The organism is Sporosarcina sp. P33, assembly GCF_002077155.1.
In the GTDB taxonomy this organism is placed as follows: Bacteria; Bacillota; Bacilli; order Bacillales_A; family Planococcaceae; genus Sporosarcina.
In genome coordinates, this window is sequence record NZ_CP015027.1 from 1856719 (window position 1) to 1881390 (window position 24672).

Here is a 24672-nt window from a genome sequence, read left to right on the forward strand (position 1 = left end):
TCCACTTGTTATGCACATGTGGAAAACTATGATTCTCATACGGTCAAAGGGCTTTTCCACATATCCACAGCCCCTACTACTATTACTACTATATTTAATTACTTAATTATTATTATATAAGCGAGGTATTGTTATGCAGTTTGAAATTATGCGTGATAGATTATTGGACGGATTGAACGATGTCATCAAAGCGATAAGTTCTAAAGTGACTACTCCTATTTTGACTGGAATTAAACTAGATATTACTGAAAAGGGATTGACGATGACCGGAAGTGATTCAGATATTACCATTTCAACGTTTATTCCAGTAGAGGAAGACGGAAATCAAGTAATCCAAATCATTCAGCCGGGGACATTAGTATTGCAGGCAAAAGTTTTTAACGAGATTATCCGTAAACTACCGACAAACGAAGTAATGATTGAATTGCGTGATGGAATGAAAACTCATATTCGTTCAGGACAGTCTGAATTCCATATCATTGCCCAAAGTGCTGACGAATATCCTATATTGCCGGATGTAAAAGATGCAGAGCGCTTTGAGATGCCTGCTGACTTGATGAAATCAATTATCCGGGAAACAGTATTTGCCGTATCCCAGCAAGAAACTCGCCCTGTACTGACAGGGGTCCAGTGGGTCATGAAAGAAGAGGAACTGTACTGCATTGCAACTGACAGCCACAGATTAGCACGACGGATTGTTACACCTGAAATTCAGGCAAGCACGCCGTTCAATGCGGTCATTCCAGGGAAAAGTCTTCAGGAACTCAGCAAAATTCTCCCTGATGATTCGACAGCAGTTGAGATTTTTATTGCAAATCAACAGGTTTTGTTTAAATTGCATAATGTCCTGTTCTATTCCAGACTGCTCGAAGGCAATTATCCGGACACATCACGTCTGATTCCAAGCGAATACAAAACGTCTATCACAATTAACGGCAAAAATTTATTGCAGGCGATCGATCGTGCATCTTTGCTGGCACGTGAAGACCGAAATAATATTGTGCATTTTTCAACAGACGGCAGTCCACATGTGCAAATCTCTTCAAATTCGCCGGATGTCGGGAATGTAGAAGAATTAGTGGAAGCTGTGAACATCGAAGGTGAACCTCTAAAAATTTCATTCAGTGCAAAGTATATGATGGATGCCCTAAAGGCAATTGACGGCCAGGACCTGAAAATTCACTTCACCGGCAGCATGCGCCCATTCATTTTAAAATCCATTGACAGTGAGGCAATTTTACAATTAATTTTGCCTGTCCGGACGTTTTAAGCTGCAGCTGAAGAAAATATCGTGTAATAGGGTAGTCAACTTGTTGGCTACCTTTTTACTTATTGCAAGAAGTTAGGTAAACTAAAGGGACAGAATACTTTTATGAGGGACTGAGTAAAAATGGAAACGGTACAGTTCAATACAGAATATATTACGCTGGGTCAATTATTGAAAATGACAAATGTGATTAGTTCAGGCGGTATGGCTAAATGGTTTTTAGAAGAAAATGTTGTCTACTTGAACGGAGCTCCTGAACAACGCCGAGGTAAGAAATTATATGACGGTGATGTGGTAAATATCCCGGGTGCAGGAAAATTTAAACTGTCGGCGGAAGAATCTGGACAGTCGGATGCATATTGACCGGCTCAAATTAACGGACTATCGAAATTACAATTCTCTGGAATTAGAATTCTCTCCCGCGATGAATGTATTTATCGGTGAAAATGCGCAAGGGAAAACCAATGTCATGGAGGCGATCTACGTATTGGCCATGGCAAAATCCCACCGCACATCTAATGATCGTGAACTCATACGCTGGGAACAAGAGTATGGTAAAATAGAAGGGGACGTCCAACGAAAATTTGGACATATGCCGTTAGAGTTGACGATTTCCAAAAAGGGAAAGAAAGCCAGAGTCAACCATTTGGAACAAAACCGTTTAAGCATGTATGTCGGCCAGATGAATGTGGTGATGTTTGCGCCTGAAGATTTACACATCGTAAAAGGCAGCCCGCAACTGCGCAGACGTTTTTTAGATATGGAAATAGGACAGATCTCGAGGGTCTATTTGCATGACCTGGTCAATTTTCAGAAAGTGCTGAAGCAGCGCAACGCGTTATTAAAAGAAAATCGGGGGAAATTGGATCTCCAGGATGTTATGTTCGATATTTACACAGAACAGTATATTCAAGTGGCGGTCCAAATTATTCGCAAGCGTTTTTATTTCATGGAATTACTTCAAAAGTGGGCAAATCCGATCCATCAGGGAATTTCACGCGGTCTCGAAACATTGGAAGTGACGTACGGGACTTTAAAAGATCTTCATTCGGGACAGACTGTTGAAGAGATGGAGGGAATCTTTGCTGATCAGCTAAAAAGTGTTCGAAGACGCGAATTGGAACGGGGGATCACGCTGCTGGGGCCGCACCGTGATGATTTGCAGTTTTTTGTCAATGGGTACGATATTCAGACATTTGGATCGCAGGGGCAGCAACGGACCACCGCTCTTTCTTTGAAACTGGCGGAGATTGAGCTCGTTAAGCAGGAAGTTGGCGAGACGCCAATTTTATTGCTGGACGATGTGCTGTCGGAATTAGATGATTACCGGCAGTCACATTTGTTAAGCACAATGCAGGGACAAGTCCAAACGTTTGTTACGACAACCAATATTGCAGGAATTGACCATAATACGATCCGGGAGGCTGCCATTTTTGAGGTGCACGACGGATCTGTTTCACGCAAGGAATAGATTGTGACGGTTTGATAGGTTTGGAAAGGAAAGGTGAACACCTTGGCAATGGAAGAGAAGGATATGCAGACAGCTTATGATGCAAATCAGATACAAGTGTTGGAAGGTCTTGAAGCTGTCCGTAAACGTCCCGGTATGTATATCGGAACGACAAGTGCAAAAGGGCTTCATCATCTGGTGTGGGAAATTGTAGATAACAGTATCGACGAGGCACTGGCAGGTTATTGCGACCATATCGAAGTAACGATAGAAAAAGACAACTGGATTCGTGTATCTGACAATGGCCGGGGAATTCCAGTTGGGACTCAGGAGTCAACGGGCAGACCGGCCGTTGAAGTCATTATGACAGTGCTCCACGCAGGCGGTAAGTTCGGCGGCGGCGGATATAAGGTATCGGGCGGTCTGCATGGCGTAGGCTCCTCCGTCGTAAACGCATTGTCAGAGAAGACAGAAGTCTATGTAAAACGTGATAATAAGCTATATGCAATTGAATTTTCTAGGGGACCCGTTTCAAAAGAGCTTGAAGTGATCGGGGAGTCTGATGAAACCGGCACAACGACCCGTTTTAAGGCAGATGCGGAAATCTTTACAGAAACAACCGTATATGAATACAGTACCCTGGCTACACGTTTGCGTGAGCTTGCTTACCTGAACAGGGGCTTGCGCATTACCATTACCGACGAGCGCGGTGAAGAACTTGTATCCGAGGTGTTTCATTATGAAGGCGGTATTAAATCATATGTCCAGCATCTGAATGAAAATAAAGAACCGATCTTTGAGGATCCGATTTATATTGAAGGTGAACGGGATAATATTACTGTTGAAGTTGCGATGCAGTATAACAGCGGCTACGCAGAAAACCTTTTGTCATTTGCCAATAATATTCATACGTACGAAGGCGGAACACACGAGTCGGGCTTTAAAACAGCATTGACGCGTGTGATTAACGACTATGCACGTAAAAATGGTTTATTGAAAGAGGCAGACGGTAATCTGTCAGGAGACGATGTGCGTGAAGGGCTTACGGCCATTGTCTCCATCAAGCACCCAAATCCTCAGTTTGAAGGTCAGACGAAAACAAAACTGGGCAACTCTGAAGTCAGCACCATAACCAATTCTTTATTCTCAGAAGCATTGCAGCGTTTCTTAATTGAAAACCCTGTAGTTGCGCGTAAAGTTGTAGATAAAAGCACAATGGCTGCAAGAGCGCGCATGGCAGCTAAAAATGCCCGGGAGCTGACACGCCGCAAATCAGCGCTTGAAGTATCAAGTCTGCCCGGTAAACTGTCGGATTGTTCTTCAAGGGATCCGGCAATCAGTGAATTGTATATCGTTGAAGGTGACTCAGCCGGAGGGTCTGCAAAAAATGGACGTGACCGTCACTTCCAGGCGATTCTGCCGTTACGGGGGAAAATCTTGAACGTGGAAAAAGCCCGTTTGGACCGTATTCTCGGCAACGCGGAAATTCGTATGATTATTACGGCGCTTGGCACAGGCATTGGATCTGAATTCAATCTGGAGAAGGCACGATATCACAAACTCGTCATTATGACGGATGCTGACGTGGATGGTGCCCATATCCGTACGTTATTATTAACATTCTTCTTCCGTTTCATGCGCCCGTTAATCGAGGCAGGCTATGTATATATTGCCCAGCCTCCGCTTTATCGTGTGCGTGCAGGAAAAAGAGAAGAGTATTGCTACGATGAAGAAACGCTGCAGGAAATTCTGAGCAGCATGCCGGCTTCACCAAAACCGGATATTACACGCTATAAGGGTCTTGGTGAGATGAATCCTGAGCAGCTTTGGGAAACAACGATGGATCCGGAACGGCGTACATTCCTCCAGGTTCGATTGGAAGATGCGCTGGAAGCAGATGCGACGTTTGAAGAATTAATGGGTGACGAAGTAGAGCCACGCAGAAAGTTCATTGAAGATAATGCAGTTTACGTACAGAATATCGATACTTGATCGATTACGGATAGCTATATCGACAAAAATTGAACGTATTGATGTAAGTGGTGAAAGGAGCTTGACAACATGGCAGATTTGCCACGAGGCGGAGTGCAGGAAATAAATATTAATACAGAAATGAAAACCTCGTTTCTGAACTACGCGATGAGTGTTATCGTTTCCCGTGCACTTCCAGATGTACGGGATGGTTTGAAACCCGTACATCGCCGTATTTTGTATGCTATGCATGATTTGGGCATCACTGCGGAAAAACCGCATAAAAAGTCCGCACGTATTGTAGGGGACGTTATCGGTAAGTACCACCCGCATGGTGACAGTGCAGTTTATGACACGATGGTACGTATGGCGCAGGATTTCAGTTATCGTTACATGCTGGTTGACGGACATGGAAACTTTGGATCGGTTGATGGCGACGGAGCCGCTGCGATGCGTTATACGGAATCAAAAATGTCACGTATTGCCATGGAATTATTGCGTGATATCAACAAAAACACTATCGACTTCCAGGCAAACTACGATGAGCAGGAAAAAGAGCCTGTTGTCCTGCCCGGCCGTTACCCGAACCTGCTGGTAAACGGCACTTCGGGAATTGCGGTAGGGATGGCAACAAATATTCCTCCCCATCACCTCGGTGAAACCATCGACGCTGTTCTGGCTTTGGCTGAGAACAGTGCAATCACGACTGAAGAGCTGATGGAGATCATTCCGGGACCTGATTTTCCAACCGGAGGAATAATTCTTGGACGCAGCGGAATTCGCCGTGCCTATGAAACTGGCCGCGGTTCTCTTATCATCCGCGGCAAAGCAGAAATAGAAACAGCGTCAAACGGCCGCGAAACAATTATCGTGACTGAAATACCTTTCCAGGTGAACAAGGCAAAGTTAATCGAGAAGATTGCGGAGCTTGTCCGCGACAAAAAGATTGACGGCATTACTCACTTGGCGGATGAATCGGATCGCACGGGAATGCGTATTGTCATTGAAGTGCGCCGTGATGCCAACGCCAACGTGTTACTGAATAACCTGTACAAACAGACTGCATTGCAGACCAGTTTTGGGATTAATATGCTGGCACTGGTAGACAAGCAGCCGAAAGTACTTTCTTTGAAGGAAATTCTTTATCACTATCTGGAGCATCAGAAAGTCGTCATTCGCCGGCGTACACAGTTTGAGCTGAATAAAGCAGAAGACCGTGCACATATCCTCGAAGGGCTTCGTATAGCATTGGATCACATTGACCGCATCATTGCGCTGATCCGTGCATCTAAAACGACTGCAGAAGCAAAAGAAAACCTGATGAAAACATTCGAATTGTCTGACCGTCAGTCGCAGGCTATTCTTGATATGCGCCTGCAGCGTCTGACTGGACTGGAACGGGACAAGATTGAATCCGAATACCAGGAATTGCTGACGCTTATTGCTGAACTGCGTGCTATTTTGGCGGATGAGCTGAAAGTAATTGAAATCATTCGCGAAGAACTAATTGAAATTAAAGAACGTTTTGCTGATGAACGCCGAACAGAAATAATGCTTGGCGGATCAGAAATGCTGGAAGATGAAGATTTGATACCGGTGGAAAACTCCATCGTAACATTGACTCATCAAGGATATATTAAGCGTCTGCCGTCGAACACATATCGCAGCCAAAAGCGCGGCGGCCGCGGAATCCAAGGCATGGGAACTAATGAAGATGACTTTGTGGAGCATTTATTGAATACCTCTACACATGACACGATTTTGCTGTTTACGAGCAAAGGGCGTGTATTCCGTAAAAAGGGTTATGAAATTCCTGAATACAGCCGTACTGCCAAAGGATTGCCGATTATTAATCTGATTGACTTCCAAAAGGATGAAAAAGTAACGGCAATGATCCCAATCAGTGAATTCAGTGAAGATCATTATCTGTTCTTTGCAACAAAACATGGCGTGATTAAGCGAACATCGATTATGGGCTATGCCAATATTCGTGCAAATGGTCTGATTGCGTTAGGATTGCGTGATGAGGATGAACTGATCTCAGTGAAATCAACTGACGGTACTGCAGACATTGCCATCTGTACAAAGCACGGAATGCTCATTCGCTTCGATGAAGAAAGCATACGTCCGCTCGGCAGAACGGCTGCAGGTGTGCGTGGTATCCGTTTGCGTTCTGAGGATGAAGTTGTCGGCATGGATATTATAGATGCAGATGATGATATTCTTGTAGTAACCGAAAAAGGTTACGGAAAACGCACACCGGAAAGTGAATACCGATCCCAGTCACGCGGCGGCTATGGTCTGAAAACTATGCACATGACCGACCGTAACGGTGAAATTGTTGCAATGAAATGTGTCAACGGGGAAGAGGACCTCATGCTGATCACTATTCACGGTATCCTCATCCGGATGTCAATTAGCGATATTTCAATATTTGGCCGATCTACGCAAGGCGTACGGCTTATCCGTTTGTCAGATGACGAACTGGTGGCAACGGTTGCTAAAGTGGAGAAGGATGAAGACGACTTGGACGAAGAGGATGCAGAAGACCTGGCAGAAATACACGAAGACACAGAAACAGAGCATGAGATAGAAGAACCGGATACAGAAGAGTAAGACGAGTTATTGAAGCAGCGAAAAGCTGCTTCAATAACTTTTTTTAATTTAATAAGGAATTTCGTTTAGGTATCTATCCATATATTTGAGAATAATATATGATAATAGATATAGAGAAAAGGAATTAGGTGAAGACATTGGATGTTTACAAAGAGGTAAGTGAATTGAGGCCGGGCAGTTTCTTGAAAGAAGACCTGTACGCCAATACCAAAAACCCGATCATGGCAAAAGGAACGAAATTGATGCTGGAACATTTCGAGGTTCTTCATTTATTCGGTATTACTAGAGTATTAGTTGAATCTAAGGCACTTGGCAAAACAGAGCAAGAACCTGCAGAACCAATAGCAGAAGTGAAATTAACACCGGAAGTAGAAAAACTGATGAATCAAAGTGCTCCTCCGAAATCCAGATCATTAGAAGCTTTGTATGATGAATCAGTAGAAGCTTATAAAAAAGAATTTAACAGTTATAAATCCGGCAAGAAACTGGATGTTGCAGCAGTGCGCACTATTGCTTTGCCTGTAATTCAGGCGTTTCTCGAGAATAAAGAATATATCAGAAGACTGAATGAGTTCTCCACGATGCAAGGATATCGGGCTCACCATTCAATTAGTGTGGGGATATTAGCCGCACTGATCAGTGAATCCATGGGGTATCCAAGAGGACAGGTTCTTCAAATTGGCATAGCCGGCGTGCTGGCGGACAGCGGAATGGCAAAATTAAACGAGAAGATCATTGATAAAGTTGCATTTCTGACAAGTGAAGAATTGAATGAAGTGAAGAAACATGTCATCCACAGCTTTCAAATGGTGCAGGACTCTTCATTAGTACGACAGGAAATGAAAGTGGCAATACTTCAGCACCATGAGCGTTTTGACGGCAGCGGCTACCCAAGAGGATTAAAGGGACAAGATATTACGGAAATCTCACAAATACTTTCAGTGGCGGATGTATATCATGCGATGACATCGGAAAGACCGTACCGACAGAAAGAAAGTTCATTCAAAGTAATTGAGTTAATGAGAGAAGAAGAATTCGGCAAATTCGATATGAAGGTAATTGAAGTTCTTCATGAACTCATTCATAAGTTATCTATTGGAACAAAAGTTAAGCTGACCACTGATGAAATTGCAGAAGTTATCTACTTGCACCGGGATTTCCCATTGCGGCCAATCGTTAAAGTACTCGACAGCGGTGCTCATATAGATCTGTCGTCCAATAGGAAGATTACAATTGTAAAGATCTTTTGACTGGTAATTATTACGTCAATTGAAAGCAAGTTAATTCAGGAGGACATGAAGAAGCAATGCATGAATTGCTTTTGACTTTATGCCTCCCTGTTGTTGTACGTTCAGGGTTTTAAAGATTTTTAAAATAAAATGATAAAATGACTTGCATTACTATAGCAACGGTGTTATATTTATAAGCGTCGCATTGAGCAGTTGCCAAAACATCAAACTACTGATGAAAAACATTTTCAATAAAAGTGTTGACAACGAAACAGTGAGATGTTATTATTAGAAAGTTGCCTCTTACGAGAGACCAACCAGATGAACCTTGAAAACTGAACAGCAAAACGTTAACGAAATACAGTTTATGCATCTAGCGATGACATAAACAAAATGAGTATCTTAATTGATGCCAGCAAATGAAACTCGAGCTAATCGATTTTTCATTCTATCGGGTGTCGAGTCGTAGTGGAGTGCTAGGAAGTGATCGAGCGAAGAAGGGAGCGTACTAACGTACGTGACCGACTGAGCGAGTGAAACTGACGACGCAATCCGCTGCGAATCGGCGGCCGGTCTTATGGAGAGTTTGATCCTGGCTCAGGACGAACGCTGGCGGCATGCCTAATACATGCAAGTCGAGCGAACTGTTGGAAGCTTGCTTCCAACAGTTAGCGGCGGACGGGTGAGTAACACGTGGGCAACCTGCCCTTCAGATGGGGATAACTCCGGGAAACCGGGGCTAATACCGAATAATCCATTTCTTCGCATGAAGAAATGTTGAAAGACGGCGTCTCGCTGTCACTGAAGGATGGGCCCGCGGCGCATTAGCTAGTTGGTGGGGTAACGGCCTACCAAGGCAACGATGCGTAGCCGACCTGAGAGGGTGATCGGCCACACTGGGACTGAGACACGGCCCAGACTCCTACGGGAGGCAGCAGTAGGGAATCTTCCACAATGGACGAAAGTCTGATGGAGCAATGCCGCGTGAGTGAAGAAGGTTTTCGGATCGTAAAGCTCTGTTGTAAGGGAAGAACAAGTACAGGAGTAACTGCCTGTACCTTGACGGTACCTTACCAGAAAGCCACGGCTAACTACGTGCCAGCAGCCGCGGTAATACGTAGGTGGCAAGCGTTGTCCGGAATTATTGGGCGTAAAGCGCGCGCAGGCGGTCCTTTAAGTCTGATGTGAAAGCCCACGGCTCAACCGTGGAGGGTCATTGGAAACTGGAGGACTTGAGTACAGAAGAGGAAAGCGGAATTCCACGTGTAGCGGTGAAATGCGTAGAGATGTGGAGGAACACCAGTGGCGAAGGCGGCTTTCTGGTCTGTAACTGACGCTGAGGCGCGAAAGCGTGGGGAGCAAACAGGATTAGATACCCTGGTAGTCCACGCCGTAAACGATGAGTGCTAAGTGTTAGGGGGTTTCCGCCCCTTAGTGCTGCAGCTAACGCATTAAGCACTCCGCCTGGGGAGTACGGCCGCAAGGCTGAAACTCAAAGGAATTGACGGGGACCCGCACAAGCGGTGGAGCATGTGGTTTAATTCGAAGCAACGCGAAGAACCTTACCAGGTCTTGACATCCCACTGACCGGCATGGAGACATGCCTTTCCCTTCGGGGACAGTGGTGACAGGTGGTGCATGGTTGTCGTCAGCTCGTGTCGTGAGATGTTGGGTTAAGTCCCGCAACGAGCGCAACCCTTAATCTTAGTTGCCATCATTCAGTTGGGCACTCTAAGGTGACTGCCGGTGACAAACCGGAGGAAGGTGGGGATGACGTCAAATCATCATGCCCCTTATGACCTGGGCTACACACGTGCTACAATGGACGATACAGAGGGCTGCAAACCCGCGAGGGGGAGCCAATCCCACAAAATCGTTCCCAGTTCGGATTGCAGGCTGCAACTCGCCTGCATGAAGCCGGAATCGCTAGTAATCGTGGATCAGCATGCCACGGTGAATACGTTCCCGGGTCTTGTACACACCGCCCGTCACACCACGAGAGTTTGTAACACCCGAAGTCGGTGGGGTAACCCTTACGGGAGCCAGCCGCCGAAGGTGGGACAGATGATTGGGGTGAAGTCGTAACAAGGTAGCCGTATCGGAAGGTGCGGCTGGATCACCTCCTTTCTAAGGATTATGTTCTCTTGTCTGAAATATGACAGAAACATTCGGAAGATGAATCTTAGATTCACCACGTTAACGTTTTGCGTTCAGTTTTGAAGGCTCATTTTTTGAGTGTTCAAAGCTTTTTTCTTGTTCATTGAAAACTGGATAAAACGACATTGAAAGTAATCAAGTAATCAACCGAATTGCATAGTCATATGCAGTTCAAGCAATCTTTTTAACCTTCTGATTCCTATCGCTAGGATGACGTTGGACCTTTTATAGGTTAAGTTAGAAAGGGCGCACGGCGGATGCCTTGGCACTAGGAGCCGATGAAGGACGGCACTAACACCGATATGCTTCGGGGAGCTGTAAGTAAGCTTTGATCCGAAGATTTCCGAATGGGGAAACCCACTGTCCGTAATGGGACAGTACGTGTATGTGAATACATAGCATACTCGTGGCACACCCGGAGAACTGAAACATCTAAGTACCCGGAGGAAGAGAAAGAAACATCGATTCCCTTAGTAGCGGCGAGCGAAACGGGAAGAGCCCAAACCAAGAAGCTTGCTTCTTGGGGTTGTAGGACACTCTATACGGAGTTACAAAGGAATGCATTAGACGAAGCGACCTGGAAAGGTCCGCCGCAGCGGGTAAAAGCCCCGTAGTCGAAAGTGCATTCCCTCCAGAGTGGATCCTGAGTACGGCGGAACACGTGAAATTCCGTCGGAATCCGGGAGGACCATCTCCCAAGGCTAAATACTCCCTAGTGACCGATAGTGAACCAGTACCGTGAGGGAAAGGTGAAAAGCACCCCGGAAGGGGAGTGAAATAGAACCTGAAACCGTGCGCTTACAAATTGTCAGAGCCCGTTAATGGGTGATGGCGTGCCTTTTGTAGAATGAACCGGCGAGTTACGATTCCATGCAAGGTTAAGCTGAGAAAGCGGAGCCGCAGCGAAAGCGAGTCTGAATAGGGCGAATGAGTATGGGGTCGTAGACCCGAAACCAGGTGATCTACCCATGTCCAGGGTGAAGGTCAGGTAACACTGACTGGAGGCCCGAACCCACGTATGTTGAAAAATGCGGGGATGAGGTGTGGGTAGCGGTGAAATTCCAATCGAACCTGGAGATAGCTGGTTCTCTCCGAAATAGCTTTAGGGCTAGCCTCAAACGAAAGAATCTCGGAGGTAGAGCACTGTTTGGACGAGGGGCCCATCCCGGGTTACCGAATTCAGACAAACTCCGAATGCCGATGATTTATGTTTGGGAGTCAGACAGTGGGTGATAAGATCCATTGTCGAGAGGGAAACAGCCCAGACCACCAGCTAAGGTCCCCAAGTATCTGTTAAGTGGAAAAGGATGTGGCGTTGCCCAGACAACCAGGATGTTGGCTTAGAAGCAGCCATCATTTAAAGAGTGCGTAATAGCTCACTGGTCGAGTGGCGCTGCGCCGAAAATGTACCGGGGCTAAACAGATCACCGAAGCTGTGGATTGACCGTATGGTCAATGGTAGGAGAGCGTTCCAAGGGCGTTGAAGCTGGACCGGAAGGACTGGTGGAGCGCTTGGAAGTGAGAATGCCGGTATGAGTAGCGAAAGAAGGGTGAGAATCCCTTCCACCGAATGCCCAAGGTTTCCTGAGGAAGGCTCGTCCGCTCAGGGTTAGTCAGGACCTAAGTCGAGGCCGATAGGCGTAGACGATGGACAACAGGTTGATATTCCTGTACCACCTCCCCGCCGTTTGAGTAATGGGGGGACGCAGTAGGATAGGGTGAGCACACAGTTGGTTGTGTGTCTAAGCAGTGAGGTGGAGAACGAGGCAAATCCCGTTCTCATATAACACTAGGCTGTGATGGCAAGGAGATTTATCTCCGGAGTCCCTGATTTCACACTGCCAAGAAAAGCCTCTAGCGAGGCGGGAGGTGCCTGTACCGCAAACCGACACAGGTAGGCGAGGAGAGAATCCTAAGGTGATCGAGAGAACTCTCGTTAAGGAACTCGGCAAAATGACCCCGTAACTTCGGGAGAAGGGGTGCTCTGGTAGGGTGAATAGCCCGAGAGAGCCGCAGTGAATAGGCCCAGGCGACTGTTTAGCAAAAACACAGGTCTCTGCAAAATCGTAAGATGACGTATAGGGGCTGACGCCTGCCCGGTGCTGGAAGGTTAAGAGGAGGGGTTAGCGCAAGCGAAGCTCTGAATTGAAGCCCCAGTAAACGGCGGCCGTAACTATAACGGTCCTAAGGTAGCGAAATTCCTTGTCGGGTAAGTTCCGACCCGCACGAAAGGCGTAACGATCTGGGCACTGTCTCAACGAGAGACTCGGTGAAATTATAATATGCGTGAAGATGCGCATTACCCGCGACAGGACGGAAAGACCCCGTGGAGCTTTACTGTAGCCTGATATTGAATTCCGGTGCAGCCTGTACAGGATAGGTAGGAGCCTTGGATTCCGGAGCGCCAGCTTCGGAGGAGGCATTGGTGGGATACTACCCTGGCTGTATTGGACTTCTAACCCTTGCCCGTGATCCGGGCAGGAGACAGTGTCAGGTGGGCAGTTTGACTGGGGCGGTCGCCTCCTAAAGAGTAACGGAGGCGCTCAAAGGTTCCCTCAGAATGGTTGGACATCATTCGCAGAGTGCAAAGGCATAAGGGAGCTTGACTGCGAGACCTACAAGTCGAGCAGGGTCGAAAGACGGACTTAGTGATCCGGTGGTTCCGCATGGAAGGGCCATCGCTCAACGGATAAAAGCTACCCCGGGGATAACAGGCTTATCTCCCCCAAGAGTCCACATCGACGGGGAGGTTTGGCACCTCGATGTCGGCTCGTCGCATCCTGGGGCTGTAGTCGGTCCCAAGGGTTGGGCTGTTCGCCCATTAAAGCGGCACGCGAGCTGGGTTCAGAACGTCGTGAGACAGTTCGGTCCCTATCCGTCGCGGGCGCAGGAAATTTGAGGAGAGCTGTCCTTAGTACGAGAGGACCGGGATGGACATACCGCTGGTGTACCAGTTGTCTTGCCAAAGGCATCGCTGGGTAGCTATGTATGGACGGGATAAATGCTGAAAGCATCTAAGCATGAAGCCCCCTTCAAGATGAGATTTCCCATTACGCAAGTAAGTAAGATCCCTCAAAGATGATGAGGTGGATAGGTCTGGGGTGGAAGTACGGCGACGTATGCAGCTGACAGATACTAATCGATCGAGGACTTAACCTATTATAAAAAGAAATTACTTGAAATACCCAATGTCTTTTATTCAGTTTTGAGTGAACAAGCTTTACTCAAGAAGTCTAGTAACGATGGCGAAGAGGTCACACCCGTTCCCATACCGAACACGGAAGTTAAGCTCTTCAGCGCCGATGGTAGTTGGGGGTTTCCCCCTGTGAGAGTAGGACGTTGCTAGGCAAGCGAAGCCATTCCCTTTGGGGAGTGGCTTTTTTGTGCTTTTGAGAGAATATTTTTCTGTTGTCCGCTCATTCTTTTGGCCATTCGCTCATAGTGGCTGTTCAAGCGCTCATACTTGGGCGGCATCCGCTCTATGTCTTCGGCGATGCGCTCATACCCGCTCGGCATTCGCTCTATGCTTCCGGCCAAGCGCTCATACTTGTTCGACATCCGCTCTATGCTTTCGGCCAAGCGCTCATACTCGCCCGGCAACCGCTCTATGCCCCTGGCGAAGCGCTCATACTCACGCGACATTCGCTCTAAGCCTCCGGCCAAGCGCTCATACTTATGCGGCATCCGCTCTATACCTCCTGCTAAGCGCTCATACCCGCGCTGCATCCGCTCTATGCTTCCGGCCAAGCGCTCATACTTGTTCGACATCCGCTCTATGCCTCTGGCTAAGCGCTCATACCCGCCCGACATCCGCTCTATGCCTCTGGCTAAGCGCTCATACCCGCCCGGCAACCGCTCTATGCCCCTGGCGAAGCGCTCATACTCACGCGACATCCGCTCTAAGCCTCCGTCCAAGCGCTCATACTCGATTGTCATCCGCTCTAAGCCTCCGTCCAAGCGCTCATACTCACGCGGCATCCGCTCAAAAATTCCCTCCCACACTACAGTCTTTTCCCAATGAACAAATTGAGGAATGAGTACAAGCAGCGTGCCAGCGAGCAAAAGATGTTTCAAGGCCAATGGAGTCATTTACTTCATTCAAATAACTGCCCATTCAAACAATTTGTTATGATTTTATATAATAATCGGGTAAAGTAGACAGAAAGAAAAGAGGCGATTCTGAATGACCACAGTTTATGATTTTACCGTGCAAACAGCAGGCGGAGAAAATAAATCTCTAAAAGAATACGAAGGAAATCCAATGGTAATTGTCAATACTGCAAGTAAATGCGGTTTCACGAAACAATTTAAAGAGTTACAGGAACTATATGAAGAATATAAAGACCAGGGTCTAGTCATATTAGGCTTCCCTTCCGATAACTTCAATAACCAGGAATTTGACGATATTGATGAGACCGTCAGCTTCTGTCAGGTAAACTACGGTGTTACATTTCCTATGTTTGCGAAGGTTGATGTCAAGGGTGAGAGTGCAGAACCGCTTTTTACCTATTTATCAGAACAGCAAAAGGGAGTATTGACGGAAGGGATCAAATGGAACTTTACGAAGTTTTTAATTGATTCTGACGGTCAAGTAGTGGACCGCTTTGCACCGCAGACGAACCCTTTAAAAATGCAAAAGTCTATAGATAAACTTCTTCACGAATAATCCGAATAGTTAGTTTACAGATATCCGGCTTGACACGTATCATTGTCGCTGATAACCTTTTAATAATCTGAATTGACAATAGTAATTCTAGGAGGCAGAAAGTTAATGTGGGAATCAAAGTTTTCTCGTGAAGGTCTGACGTTCGATGATGTATTATTGGTGCCGGCTGCATCTGAAGTATTGCCGAAGGCTGTTTCGCTGTCTGTGAATTTGACGGACGATATCAAGTTGAACATTCCTATTATCAGTGCTGGGATGGACACAGTGACGGAATCAAAGATGGCAATCTCTATGGCTCGTCAGGGCGGAGTGGGAATTATCCATAAAAACATGAGTATTGAAGAGCAAGCTGAGCAAGTTATTACAGTAAAGCGCTCTGAAAATGGTGTTATTAAAAATCCATTTTTCCTAACGCCTGAGCATCAAGTATTTGATGCCGAACATTTAATGGGTAAATACCGCATTTCTGGTGTACCAATCGTTAATAACATGGAAGAGAAAAAGCTGGTTGGTATTTTAACAAACCGCGATCTTCGATTCATTCAGGATTATTCCATCGTCATTGATGAAGTCATGACAAAAGAGAACTTAGTGACAGCTCCTGTAGGGACTACACTAGAAGATGCAGAGAAGATGCTGCAGCAATATAAAATCGAGAAACTGCCGATTGTGGATGAGAATGGTATCCTAAACGGTTTGATTACAATTAAGGATATTGAGAAAGTAATTGAGTTCCCGCACGCAGCGAAAGATCAGGCAGGACGCCTATTGGTCGGTGCAGCTGTCGGAGTCACTGCAGACACGTCTACGCGCCTGGAGAAGCTAGTACAGGCTGAAGTCGACATTGTAGTAATCGACACCGCACACGGACATTCTAAGGGTGTTATTGACACAGTGAAAGAGATCCGGGCAAAGTATCCGCATCTTGCGATTGTTGCAGGAAACGTAGCTACAGCTGAAGCAGCAGAAGCACTGTATGAAGCAGGTGCTGACGTGGTGAAGGTTGGTATTGGACCAGGTTCCATTTGTACGACACGCGTTGTAGCGGGCGTGGGTGTACCGCAAATCACGGCTATTTACGAGTGTGCGACAGTTGCGCGTAAATACGGCAAGACCATCATTGCCGACGGCGGAATTAAGTACTCAGGTGATATTGTCAAAGCATTGGCTGCTGGCGGACATGCAGTTATGCTGGGAAGCTTACTGGCAGGTACTACGGAAAGTCCGGGCGAGTCTGAAATTTACCAGGGCCGCCGTTTTAAAGTATACCGCGGTATGGGGTCCGTTGCTGCAATGGAAAAAGGGTCAAAAGACCGTTACTTCCAAGAGGATGAGAAGAAGCTTGTACCGGAGGGCATCGAAGGCCGTATGCCGTACAAAGGGCCGCTGGCAGATACTATTCATCAGCTAATAGGCGGTATTCGCGCGGGAATGGGCTATTGCGGTTCCAAAGATTTGGAAGCTCACCGTGAAAATGCACAATTTATTCGCATGACGGGTGCAGGATTACTGGAAAGTCATCCGCATCAGGTACAAATAACAAAAGAGGCACCGAACTATTCAGTGCGCTAATAAATAAAAGACAGCGGAAATGCTTCCGCTGTCTTTTTCCGTCGGGATGGAGCAGGGGAATATGCCATAACTGCGGGTGAATGTCTGTTTTTTTTCGCTAAGCTTACCCGGCGGCGTTTGAATATGGTACACTAATTTTTGATATTGTGACTACGGGGGTAAGATGAGTGAAAAAAGTAACACGAAGATGGCTGGCAGCGCTGATGGTGCCAATGATGTTGTTAATGACGTGTGGAGTTCAGTCGCCTGCCGCAGCGGAAGAGGCTGATGAACCTTCATTGGAGCTCCGTGTAAACGGTGCAATTTTAATAGATGCGGATAGCGGCAAAGTATTATACGAGGAAAATGCGGATCAGCCGCTCGGCATTGCGAGTATGACGAAAATGCTGACAGAGTACTTGATGTTTGAAGCAATTGAAGATGGAACAATTACTTGGGATCAAAAGTATCACGTGACAGATTATACGTATAAAGTGTCCCAGGACCGCCGTTTAAGTAACGTCCCGCTGCGCCGTGACGGTTCCTACACCATTCGTGAATTATATGAAGCAGTAGCAATTTACTCAGCGAATGCCGCAACAATAGCGATTGCAGAGTCCATTGCTGGGACAGAGGAAGAGTTTGTCAGCTTGATGAATGAAAAAGCAGATGAACTTGGATTGACTGATTATAAATTCGTTAATTCAACGGGGCTGAATAACAGTGATTTACAGGGCATGCATCCAAGTAATACAGGCGGGAAAGATGAAAACGTCATGCCTGCACGCTCAGTTGCCAAATTGGCGTATCATTTATTGAAAGAATATCCTGAAGTACTGGATACGACAAAAATCAGCAAAAAGACTTTCCGTGAAGGAACGAGTGACGCCATTGATATGATGAACTGGAATTTCATGCTGCCTGATCTGGCTTATGAATATCCTGGCATCGATGGTTTAAAGACAGGAACAACGGAATTTGCAGGGCATTGTTTCACGGGAACTGCAGTGCGTGATGGCAGACGGGTTATTGCCGTCGTAATGAATGCAGTGGATGAAAAAGGTGTAGGCTCTTATGAAGCACGTTTTGATGCTACACGTAAATTATTTGATTATGGATTCGATAAATTCTCTGAAACAGAATTATTGCCGGCAGGGCATCAGTTCAAGAAGCAGAAAACACTGAATGTCGTCAAAGGAAAAGAGAAAAAGGTGGCAATTGCCACAAACAATCCGATCAGCCTGCTGGTCCGCAATGATGAAGAAAAAGATTATAAAACTGAACTGGTACTCGATGATAAGCTAGTAAAGAACGGTCAGATTCAAGCACCTATTGAAAAAGGCACAGTTATTGGCCATGTAAAATTGGTGAAAAAAGACGGTTCAGATTACGACTTTATTGACGGAAAAACTGCCGGCGCAGAAGTAATCACGACGGAGGATGTGCAGAAGGCAGGCTGGTTCTCATTAACATTGGGCGCAATCGGCAATTTCTTCTCCAATGCATGGAAAAGTTCGACCGGTTTCGTAAAAGGTCTGTTTGAATAAATAAAAAAGCAGCGCACTAGTCAGGTGCGGCTGCTTTTTTTATATTCCACGCTTCAAGCAGTTTTGGAACTGCAATGTTGATCTCTTCTTCAGAAAGTCCGCCAAAGCCGATCAGGAACGAAGGCGAAGAGGGTGCCGGCGTTACCCTGTATGTCTCGAGCCCGCGCACTTTAATCCCTGACTGCAGAGCTTCCCGAATCAGCTCCTTTTCCGTGGCTTCCGTATGCACATGCAGCAGCACATGCATGCCGGCTTCATCGCCGGAAAATGAAATAGCCGGTTCATATGACCTCAGCAAGGTTGTCAGTACATGCATTTTCCGCCGGTAAATCTTCCGCATACGATTTAAGTGACGGGAAAATTGTCCATCTGCCATGAAGCGTGCCAGAATATGCTGATCGATGCGCGGCACGGAGGAAGAATAGGGGATAAAGGCTTGCCGATAGGCGTCTAATAACAGCGGCGGGAGAACCATATAGGCAATCCGCATCGAAGGCATGAGTGATTTCGTAAACGTACTGAGATAAATAACGTTTTCCCCTTTATCCATACTTTGCAGGGAGGGGATGGGACGGCCGCGGTAACGGAATTCGCTGTCATAATCGTCTTCAATTATAAAAAATTCTGGATTCGTTGCTGCCCAGTTCAAAAGGGCAGTTCTGCGGGCAGCAGTCAGCACTGTACCGGTCGGAAACTGATGGGAAGGGGTAACATAGGCAATTGTCGCATTCGAGCGCTGAAGAGCCTTTACGTCAAGTCCGTCCTCATCGACAGCAACAGGAATCATCTGCCGGCTGTTCTCAGAAAAGACATGCCTCGTCATCAGGTAGCCGGGGTCTTCAATTGCATAGCATGCCTGTTCTCCTAATATGCGGATAATTAACGGCAGCAGCTGCTCTGTGCCGGACCCGACAATGATTTGATCAGGCGTGCAGTCGACTCCGCGTGAATGATACAGATAGCGTCTAATTTCTTGGCGCAGCTCAATATCACCATGCGGATCACCGAGCAGTAAAAGATGCGCGTGTGCAGTATCCATGATATCACGGGCATATTTCCTCCAGGCAGTGAAAGGAAAGTTCTCTGTATCAATAGAGCCCGGTGAGAAATCATATTGCACAGGTGTTGCCGTGGGCACAGAAGCAGGCATCTCTGACTTCACGGGCTGTACATAAGCCAGTTCTTCAATCGCCTGCACAAAGTAGCCTTTACGCGGTTCCGCCGCAATAAATCCTTCTGCGGTCAGCTGGTCATAAGCCATTTCAATCGTCGTCTGACTGACATTCAGAAACTCTTCAAGCCGCCGTTTGGAAGGAAGTTTCATGCCGACAGGAAATTTGCCGTCGATTATATCCTGTTTAATTTGATTATATATTTGCAGATAAAGCGGTGTATCTGAATGCTTTTGAAGCTCAATGAAAATCATATCCAAAGTATTTCCCTCCATCTGACCACGTCAATAATTATCAAACTGGCTATTTTCACGTGGTCAAATTCCATTATACTGAAAATATAGAAAAGGGGGAAGAAAAATGAATTTCAATTATGGCGGCGTTATTATGGATGTAATCAATGCAGAACAGGCAAAGGTAGCGGAGGCGGCAGGAGCGATTGCAGTCATGGCTTTGGAGCGGGTGCCTTCGGATATACGGGCAGCCGGCGGTGTAGCGCGTATGGCAGACCCGCGAATTGTAGAAGAAGTGCAACAGGCAGTATCCATTCCCGTAATGGCGAAAGCACGGATCGGACATATTTCAGAAGCGCGTGTGCTGGAAGCGCTGGGTGTTGATTATATTGACGAAAGTGAAGTACTGACACCTGCCGATGATGAGTTCCATTTGCTGAAGAGTGACTTTAAAGTGCCATTTGTCTGTGGTGCGAGAAACCTTGGTGAAGCGGCAAGACGTTTGGGTGAGGGAGCTAAAATGCTCCGTACGAAAGGGGAGCCGGGCACGGGCAATATTGTGGAAGCTGTGCGTCACTTGCGCATGATCAATGCACAGGTGAGTAAAGTGGTGCATATGAGCACGGATGAATTGATGACGGAAGCACGTGATCTGGGTGCACCGTATGAAATATTGCTTGCTATTAAAGAAGCGGGCCGTCTGCCGGTCGTAAACTACTCAGCCGGGGGCGTCGCAACGCCAGCAGATGCAGCATTAATGATGGAACTTGGAGCGGACGGAGTATTCGTCGGGTCAGGAATTTTCAAATCAGATAACCCTGAGGCATTTGCCCGTGCAATTGTACAGGCAACGGCTAACTATCAGGATTATCAGCTGATTGCGGAACTTTCAAAGAACATTGGTGTACCGATGAAAGGTCTGGAAATCTCGAAGCTCTCAGAAAGTGAATTAATGGCGACCCGCAGCTCGTGAATTAGTGCGGAACCAGTACCCGGATTTGTCTGGGGATTGGATAGAAATCGTATAATATTGCAGACCCGCTGTTAGCGCAGGGATGGATCAACTCTTGGTTCCCATCGGCCCGTCAAAGGTGCCGCCCGTGTGCGCTGCAGCGGTTTTTTTCGCGTTACGGCTGCCTCGTGTTTCTTTGTATATCCTGCAGAAAAACGCACCATGTCCCTTGTCAATAGTCAGAATTTGTAGTATGGTATAATTAATTTCACATACATCACGATGATAGGAAGCAGTAGCGACAGTGTTTTTTTTAGAGAGCCGGCGGATGGTGTAAGCCGGTAAAAACCGTTGTGAATCCGTCCTGGAGTAGCAGAACTGAAATCAGTAGGTTGTGCCGGTCAGTTGAGCCGATATCTCAAACAAGTGGGCTGGCAATCAGTCAATTTGGGTGGCAACGCGGGTAGTTCTCGTCCCTATTTTAGGGGATGGAGGGCTTTTTTTATTGCTTTTTATTATCAGTGAGGTAATTACAAGGAGGCGGATGGAATGCTGGACAGTAAAGTATTGCGCGCGAATTTTGAAGAGGTAAAAGAAAAACTCAGCAAGCGCGGGGAAGATCTGACAGACTTTGAGAAGTTCGGCGGGCTGGACGAGAAGCGCCGCGAAATATTATCAAAAGTAGAAGTGCTGAAAGCGGAGCGCAACGAAGTATCACAGCAAGTTGCGCAAATGAAGCGCAACAAAGAAAATGCAGATGAAGTCATCGCGCGAATGAAGACAGTCGGTGAAGAAATCAAAGCATATGACCAGGAGCTTGCGAAAGTTGAAGAGGAATTGAATTATGTTCTTATGCGCATCCCAAATATTCCGCACGACAGTGTGCCAGTAGGGGACAGTGAAGATGATAATGTGGAAGTGCGCACATGGGGTGAGCTGCCGAAATTTGATTTCGAGCCAAAACCGCACTGGGAAATTGGAACAGATCTGCAGTTGCTCGACTTTGAACGTGCAGCAAAAGTAACTGGCAGCCGTTTTGTATTTTACCGCGGACTGGGTGCCCGACTGGAACGTGCACTAATCAACTTCATGCTTGATCTTCATCAGGAAGAGCACGGCTATGAGGAAATGCTGCCGCCTTATTTGGTAAACCGTACGAGTCTGACGGGAACAGGGCAACTGCCAAAGTTTGAGGAAGATGCATTCTTGATTGAAGAAGAAGACTACTTTTTGATCCCGACATCTGAAGTGCCGGTGACGAACTTCTATCGTGATGAAATTTTGGACGGTGCAAAGTTACCGATTGCTTTCACAGCATACAGCACAAATTTCCGTTCTGAAGCAGGATCAGCAGGACGTGATACACGCGGCCTGATTCGCCAGCATCAGTTCAATAAAGTGGAACTTGTCCGTTTCGTGAAGCCGGAAGATTCTTATGACGAGTTAGAAAAACTGACAGGCCATGCAGAGCGCGTGTTGCAGTTATTAAAGTTGCCGTACCGTGCACTTAAGATGTGTACAGCAGATTTAGGATTCACGGCTGCTAAGAAGTATGACCTGGAAGTATGGATTCCTACGCAAAATGTCTATCGTGAAATCTCATCTTGCTCTAATTTTGAAGACTTCCAAGCACGCCGCGCACATATTCGTTTCCGCCGCGAGCCTGGAGCAAAGCCCGAGTATGTTCACACATTGAACGGCAGCGGTTTGGCTGTCGGACGCACAGTGGCGGCAATCTTGGAAAATTATCAGCAGGAAGACGGATCTGTCGTAATTCCTGAAGTGCTTCGTCCTTACATGGGCGGAAAAGAGAAAATCGAGGCGCCAAAATAAACATGAAAAGAAAAGAAGCCGGCCCTTACGAGTCTGACTCGAGGCGCTTGGCTTCTTTTTTTTCTGCTTTTCTTTTATCTCGAAGCAAACGGAAAAAGCGGGTTAAAAGTTGTCCGCACTCTTCTCCGAGTACGCCTTCAGTGACTTCACATTCATGATTGAATCTGGGGTCATTGAGGAGCTGGTAGAAAGTGCGGACACAGCCGCCTTTTGGATCACGTGCGCCGTAGACCACCCGGGGAATACGTGACTGCAAAATGGCGCCTGCACACATAGGGCAAGGTTCAAGTGTAACGTATAATACAGTGTCTTCTAAACGCCAGCTGCCTATCTTTTCACAGGCAATCTGGATAGCAGACAGCTCGGCATGTGTGACGGCATTTTGTGTGGTTTCACGCAAGTTATGCGCGGCTGCAATGACCTCTCCGTTATGCACAATAACTGCACCAATTGGCACTTCGGCGAGTGCAGCTGCTTTTTCAGCTTCTTCTATTGCCAACCGCATATAATACACATCATCTTTCATTGGCTATTCACTCCCTGACATCAGTTTATCATGAGGTTTATCAAAATCAATCATTGAAATGTTCCACGTGAAACGTATGAATGAAAACTATGGAACTGTCTAATATTAATGTCATTCTGCACAGCCGAATATGCTAAAATAGGACATGCAACGAAAGGAAAGGGTGAGTGGTGAATGTTTGTCCCATTTATTGCAGTAGAAGGCCCCATTGGTGTAGGGAAGACTACATTGACCGCAGCAATTGCTGAAGCCTTTTCATTTAATCAGCTGCAAGAAATCAGTGGGGAGAACCCTTTTCTGGATCAGTTTTATCAAGATAAAGAAAAGTGGAGTTTCCAGACGGAAATGTTTTTTCTCTGTAATCGCTATGAGCAACTGAAACAAATTAATAAAGAGTATATTTCCAATGGATTGCCAGTCGTGGCGGATTACCATGTATTCAAAAACATGCTGTTTGCCCAGCGCACACTGGAATCGAATGATTTCGTGAAGTATAAAGAAATTTATCATATATTGACGAAAGATCTGCCGATGCCGAATATCGTTATTTCATTGTCCGCGACTTTGCCGACGCTGCTGCAGCGAATTGATGAGCGGGGAAGATCATATGAAGCTGATATGGACCGAGATTATTTACAGCAGCTGGCGGACGATTACCGTACGTATTTGCCGGAGTTTGAAAGGACATATCCTGACATTCCTGTCATTCATATAAATGGCGATGAGATGGACTATGTGCGAAACAAAGAAGATATGGATGAGATATTGCATAAAGTGGGCAAAGCAGTTGAGAAAGGTTTGAATTCAAATGAAGTCATATGATATTCCGTCAAATAGTGTATTTGCGGTAGCAGGAATGGTTGGGGCAGGTAAGTCAACCATGGCTCATGCGATTGCTGAGCGGCTTGGTTTTCAAGAGTCGCTGGAAAATGTTGCAGAGAATCCATACTTGGAAAGATTTTATGACGATTTTGAGCGCTGGAGCTTCCATCTGCAGATTTTCTTTTTAGCGGAACGTTTTAAAGAGCAAAAGCATATCTTCGAGAGTGGCGGCGGATTTGTACAAGACCGTTCTATTTACGAAGATGTAGGGATCTTCGCCAAGATGCATGCAGATAAGGGGACGATGGAAGCCGTCGATTTTGAAACGTATATGAGCCTATACGATGCGATGGTTATGACGCCGTATTTTCCGCATCCGAATGCGCTGATTTATTTAGAAGGCCCGATGCAGACGATTCTGGACCGCATTGAAGAACGCGGCAGGGATATGGAGCTGCAGACACCGCGCAGCTACTGGGAAGAGATGTATCGGCGGTATGAGCAATGGATTGATTCATTCACAGCATGTCCGGTTGTTCGCCTGAATATTACGGATTATGATTTATTAGCAAATGAAGACGATATCGAATTGGTTATTGAAAAAATTGCAAAGACAATAAAGAAAACGACATCCTAAACGTAAAGGATGTCGCTCCTAAACGTAAAGGATGTCGCTTCTC

General features: G+C 46.4%; 16 protein-coding genes, 3 rRNA genes and 1 other annotated feature. Of the genes, 16 read left to right on the plus strand and 3 right to left on the minus strand.

Translation table 11 applies throughout. The features are described from left to right. Positions 1-133 precede the first annotated feature (133 nt). The 9 genes from dnaN (at position 134) to rrf (ending at position 14038) form a co-directional block, all read left to right on the plus strand. Complete coding sequence (dnaN, locus tag SporoP33_RS09315; RefSeq protein ID WP_081243457.1) at positions 134-1270, plus strand: DNA polymerase III subunit beta; 1137 nt, start codon at positions 134-136, stop codon at positions 1268-1270. A gap of 120 nt (positions 1271-1390) precedes the next feature. Continuing rightward, positions 1391-1630, plus strand: a complete 240-nt coding sequence (gene yaaA, locus SporoP33_RS09320; protein ID WP_081243458.1) for a S4 domain-containing protein YaaA — start codon at positions 1391-1393, stop codon at positions 1628-1630. Beyond that, entirely contained in the window at positions 1620-2738 is a 1119-nt protein-coding gene (gene recF, locus SporoP33_RS09325) for a DNA replication/repair protein RecF (protein ID WP_081243459.1), read from the plus strand. The genes yaaA and recF overlap by 11 nt, the downstream gene beginning before the upstream one ends. 48 nt (positions 2739-2786) lie before the next feature. Continuing rightward, entirely contained in the window at positions 2787-4709 is a 1923-nt protein-coding gene (gene gyrB / locus SporoP33_RS09330) for a DNA topoisomerase (ATP-hydrolyzing) subunit B (RefSeq protein WP_081243460.1), read from the plus strand. A gap of 69 nt (positions 4710-4778) precedes the next feature. Continuing rightward, complete coding sequence (gyrA, locus tag SporoP33_RS09335) at positions 4779-7304, plus strand: DNA gyrase subunit A (protein ID WP_081243461.1); 2526 nt, start codon at positions 4779-4781, stop codon at positions 7302-7304. A 128-nt stretch (positions 7305-7432) separates the two neighbouring features. Then, a complete protein-coding gene (locus tag SporoP33_RS09340) occupies positions 7433-8554 on the plus strand; it encodes an HD-GYP domain-containing protein (protein ID WP_155961329.1) in 1122 nt (373 codons plus the stop codon). Between the two features lie 553 nt (positions 8555-9107). Continuing rightward, a 16S ribosomal RNA gene (locus SporoP33_RS09345) occupies positions 9108-10660 on the plus strand. 260 nt (positions 10661-10920) lie between these two features. Next, positions 10921-13849, plus strand: a 23S ribosomal RNA gene (locus tag SporoP33_RS09350). A gap of 73 nt (positions 13850-13922) precedes the next feature. Beyond that, positions 13923-14038, plus strand: a 5S ribosomal RNA gene (gene rrf / locus SporoP33_RS09355). Together the 16S, 23S and 5S rRNA genes form the textbook arrangement of a ribosomal RNA operon. On the opposite strand, the gene SporoP33_RS09360 is transcribed toward rrf, so the two are convergent. Continuing rightward, positions 14033-14779 (minus strand): hypothetical protein, encoded by a 747-nt coding sequence (locus SporoP33_RS09360; protein ID WP_155961330.1) that lies wholly within the window; start codon positions 14777-14779, stop codon positions 14033-14035. The genes rrf and SporoP33_RS09360 overlap by 6 nt on opposite strands. Before the next feature lie 94 nt (positions 14780-14873). Here SporoP33_RS09360 and SporoP33_RS09365 point away from each other — a divergent pair, with 94 nt between their 5' ends. From SporoP33_RS09365 to SporoP33_RS09375, 3 genes are all read left to right on the plus strand, one after another. After that, entirely contained in the window at positions 14874-15356 is a 483-nt protein-coding gene (locus SporoP33_RS09365; protein WP_081243464.1) for a glutathione peroxidase, read from the plus strand. Positions 15357-15461: 105 nt separating this feature from the next. After that, complete coding sequence (gene guaB, locus SporoP33_RS09370) at positions 15462-16928, plus strand: IMP dehydrogenase (RefSeq protein ID WP_081243465.1); 1467 nt, start codon at positions 15462-15464, stop codon at positions 16926-16928. A gap of 167 nt (positions 16929-17095) precedes the next feature. Next, a complete protein-coding gene (locus SporoP33_RS09375) occupies positions 17096-18454 on the plus strand; it encodes a D-alanyl-D-alanine carboxypeptidase family protein (protein ID WP_081243466.1) in 1359 nt (452 codons plus the stop codon). Positions 18455-18470: 16 nt separating this feature from the next. Here SporoP33_RS09375 and SporoP33_RS09380 read toward each other — a convergent pair whose 3' ends face one another. After that, complete coding sequence (locus SporoP33_RS09380; RefSeq protein WP_081243467.1) at positions 18471-19886, minus strand: MocR-like pyridoxine biosynthesis transcription factor PdxR; 1416 nt, start codon at positions 19884-19886, stop codon at positions 18471-18473. A gap of 100 nt (positions 19887-19986) precedes the next feature. On the opposite strand from SporoP33_RS09380, the gene pdxS reads away from it, so the two are divergent. After that, positions 19987-20832, plus strand: coding sequence for a pyridoxal 5'-phosphate synthase lyase subunit PdxS (gene pdxS, locus SporoP33_RS09385; protein WP_081243468.1), 846 nt, complete (start codon positions 19987-19989; stop codon positions 20830-20832). Between the two features lie 252 nt (positions 20833-21084). Next, positions 21085-21292: a binding site (T-box leader), on the plus strand. 68 nt (positions 21293-21360) lie between these two features. Then, positions 21361-22644, plus strand: a complete 1284-nt coding sequence (serS, locus tag SporoP33_RS09390; RefSeq protein WP_081243469.1) for a serine--tRNA ligase — start codon at positions 21361-21363, stop codon at positions 22642-22644. A 25-nt stretch (positions 22645-22669) separates the two neighbouring features. On the opposite strand, the gene tadA is transcribed toward serS, so the two are convergent. Then, positions 22670-23170 (minus strand): tRNA adenosine(34) deaminase TadA, encoded by a 501-nt coding sequence (gene tadA, locus SporoP33_RS09395; RefSeq protein ID WP_081243470.1) that lies wholly within the window; start codon positions 23168-23170, stop codon positions 22670-22672. A 174-nt stretch (positions 23171-23344) separates the two neighbouring features. On the opposite strand from tadA, the gene SporoP33_RS09400 reads away from it, so the two are divergent. Together SporoP33_RS09400 and SporoP33_RS09405 are read left to right on the plus strand one after the other, a co-directional pair. Then, complete coding sequence (locus tag SporoP33_RS09400; protein ID WP_081243471.1) at positions 23345-23992, plus strand: deoxynucleoside kinase; 648 nt, start codon at positions 23345-23347, stop codon at positions 23990-23992. Beyond that, complete coding sequence (locus SporoP33_RS09405) at positions 23979-24629, plus strand: deoxynucleoside kinase (protein WP_081243472.1); 651 nt, start codon at positions 23979-23981, stop codon at positions 24627-24629. Before SporoP33_RS09400 ends, SporoP33_RS09405 begins: the two co-directional genes overlap by 14 nt. Positions 24630-24672 lie beyond the last annotated feature (43 nt).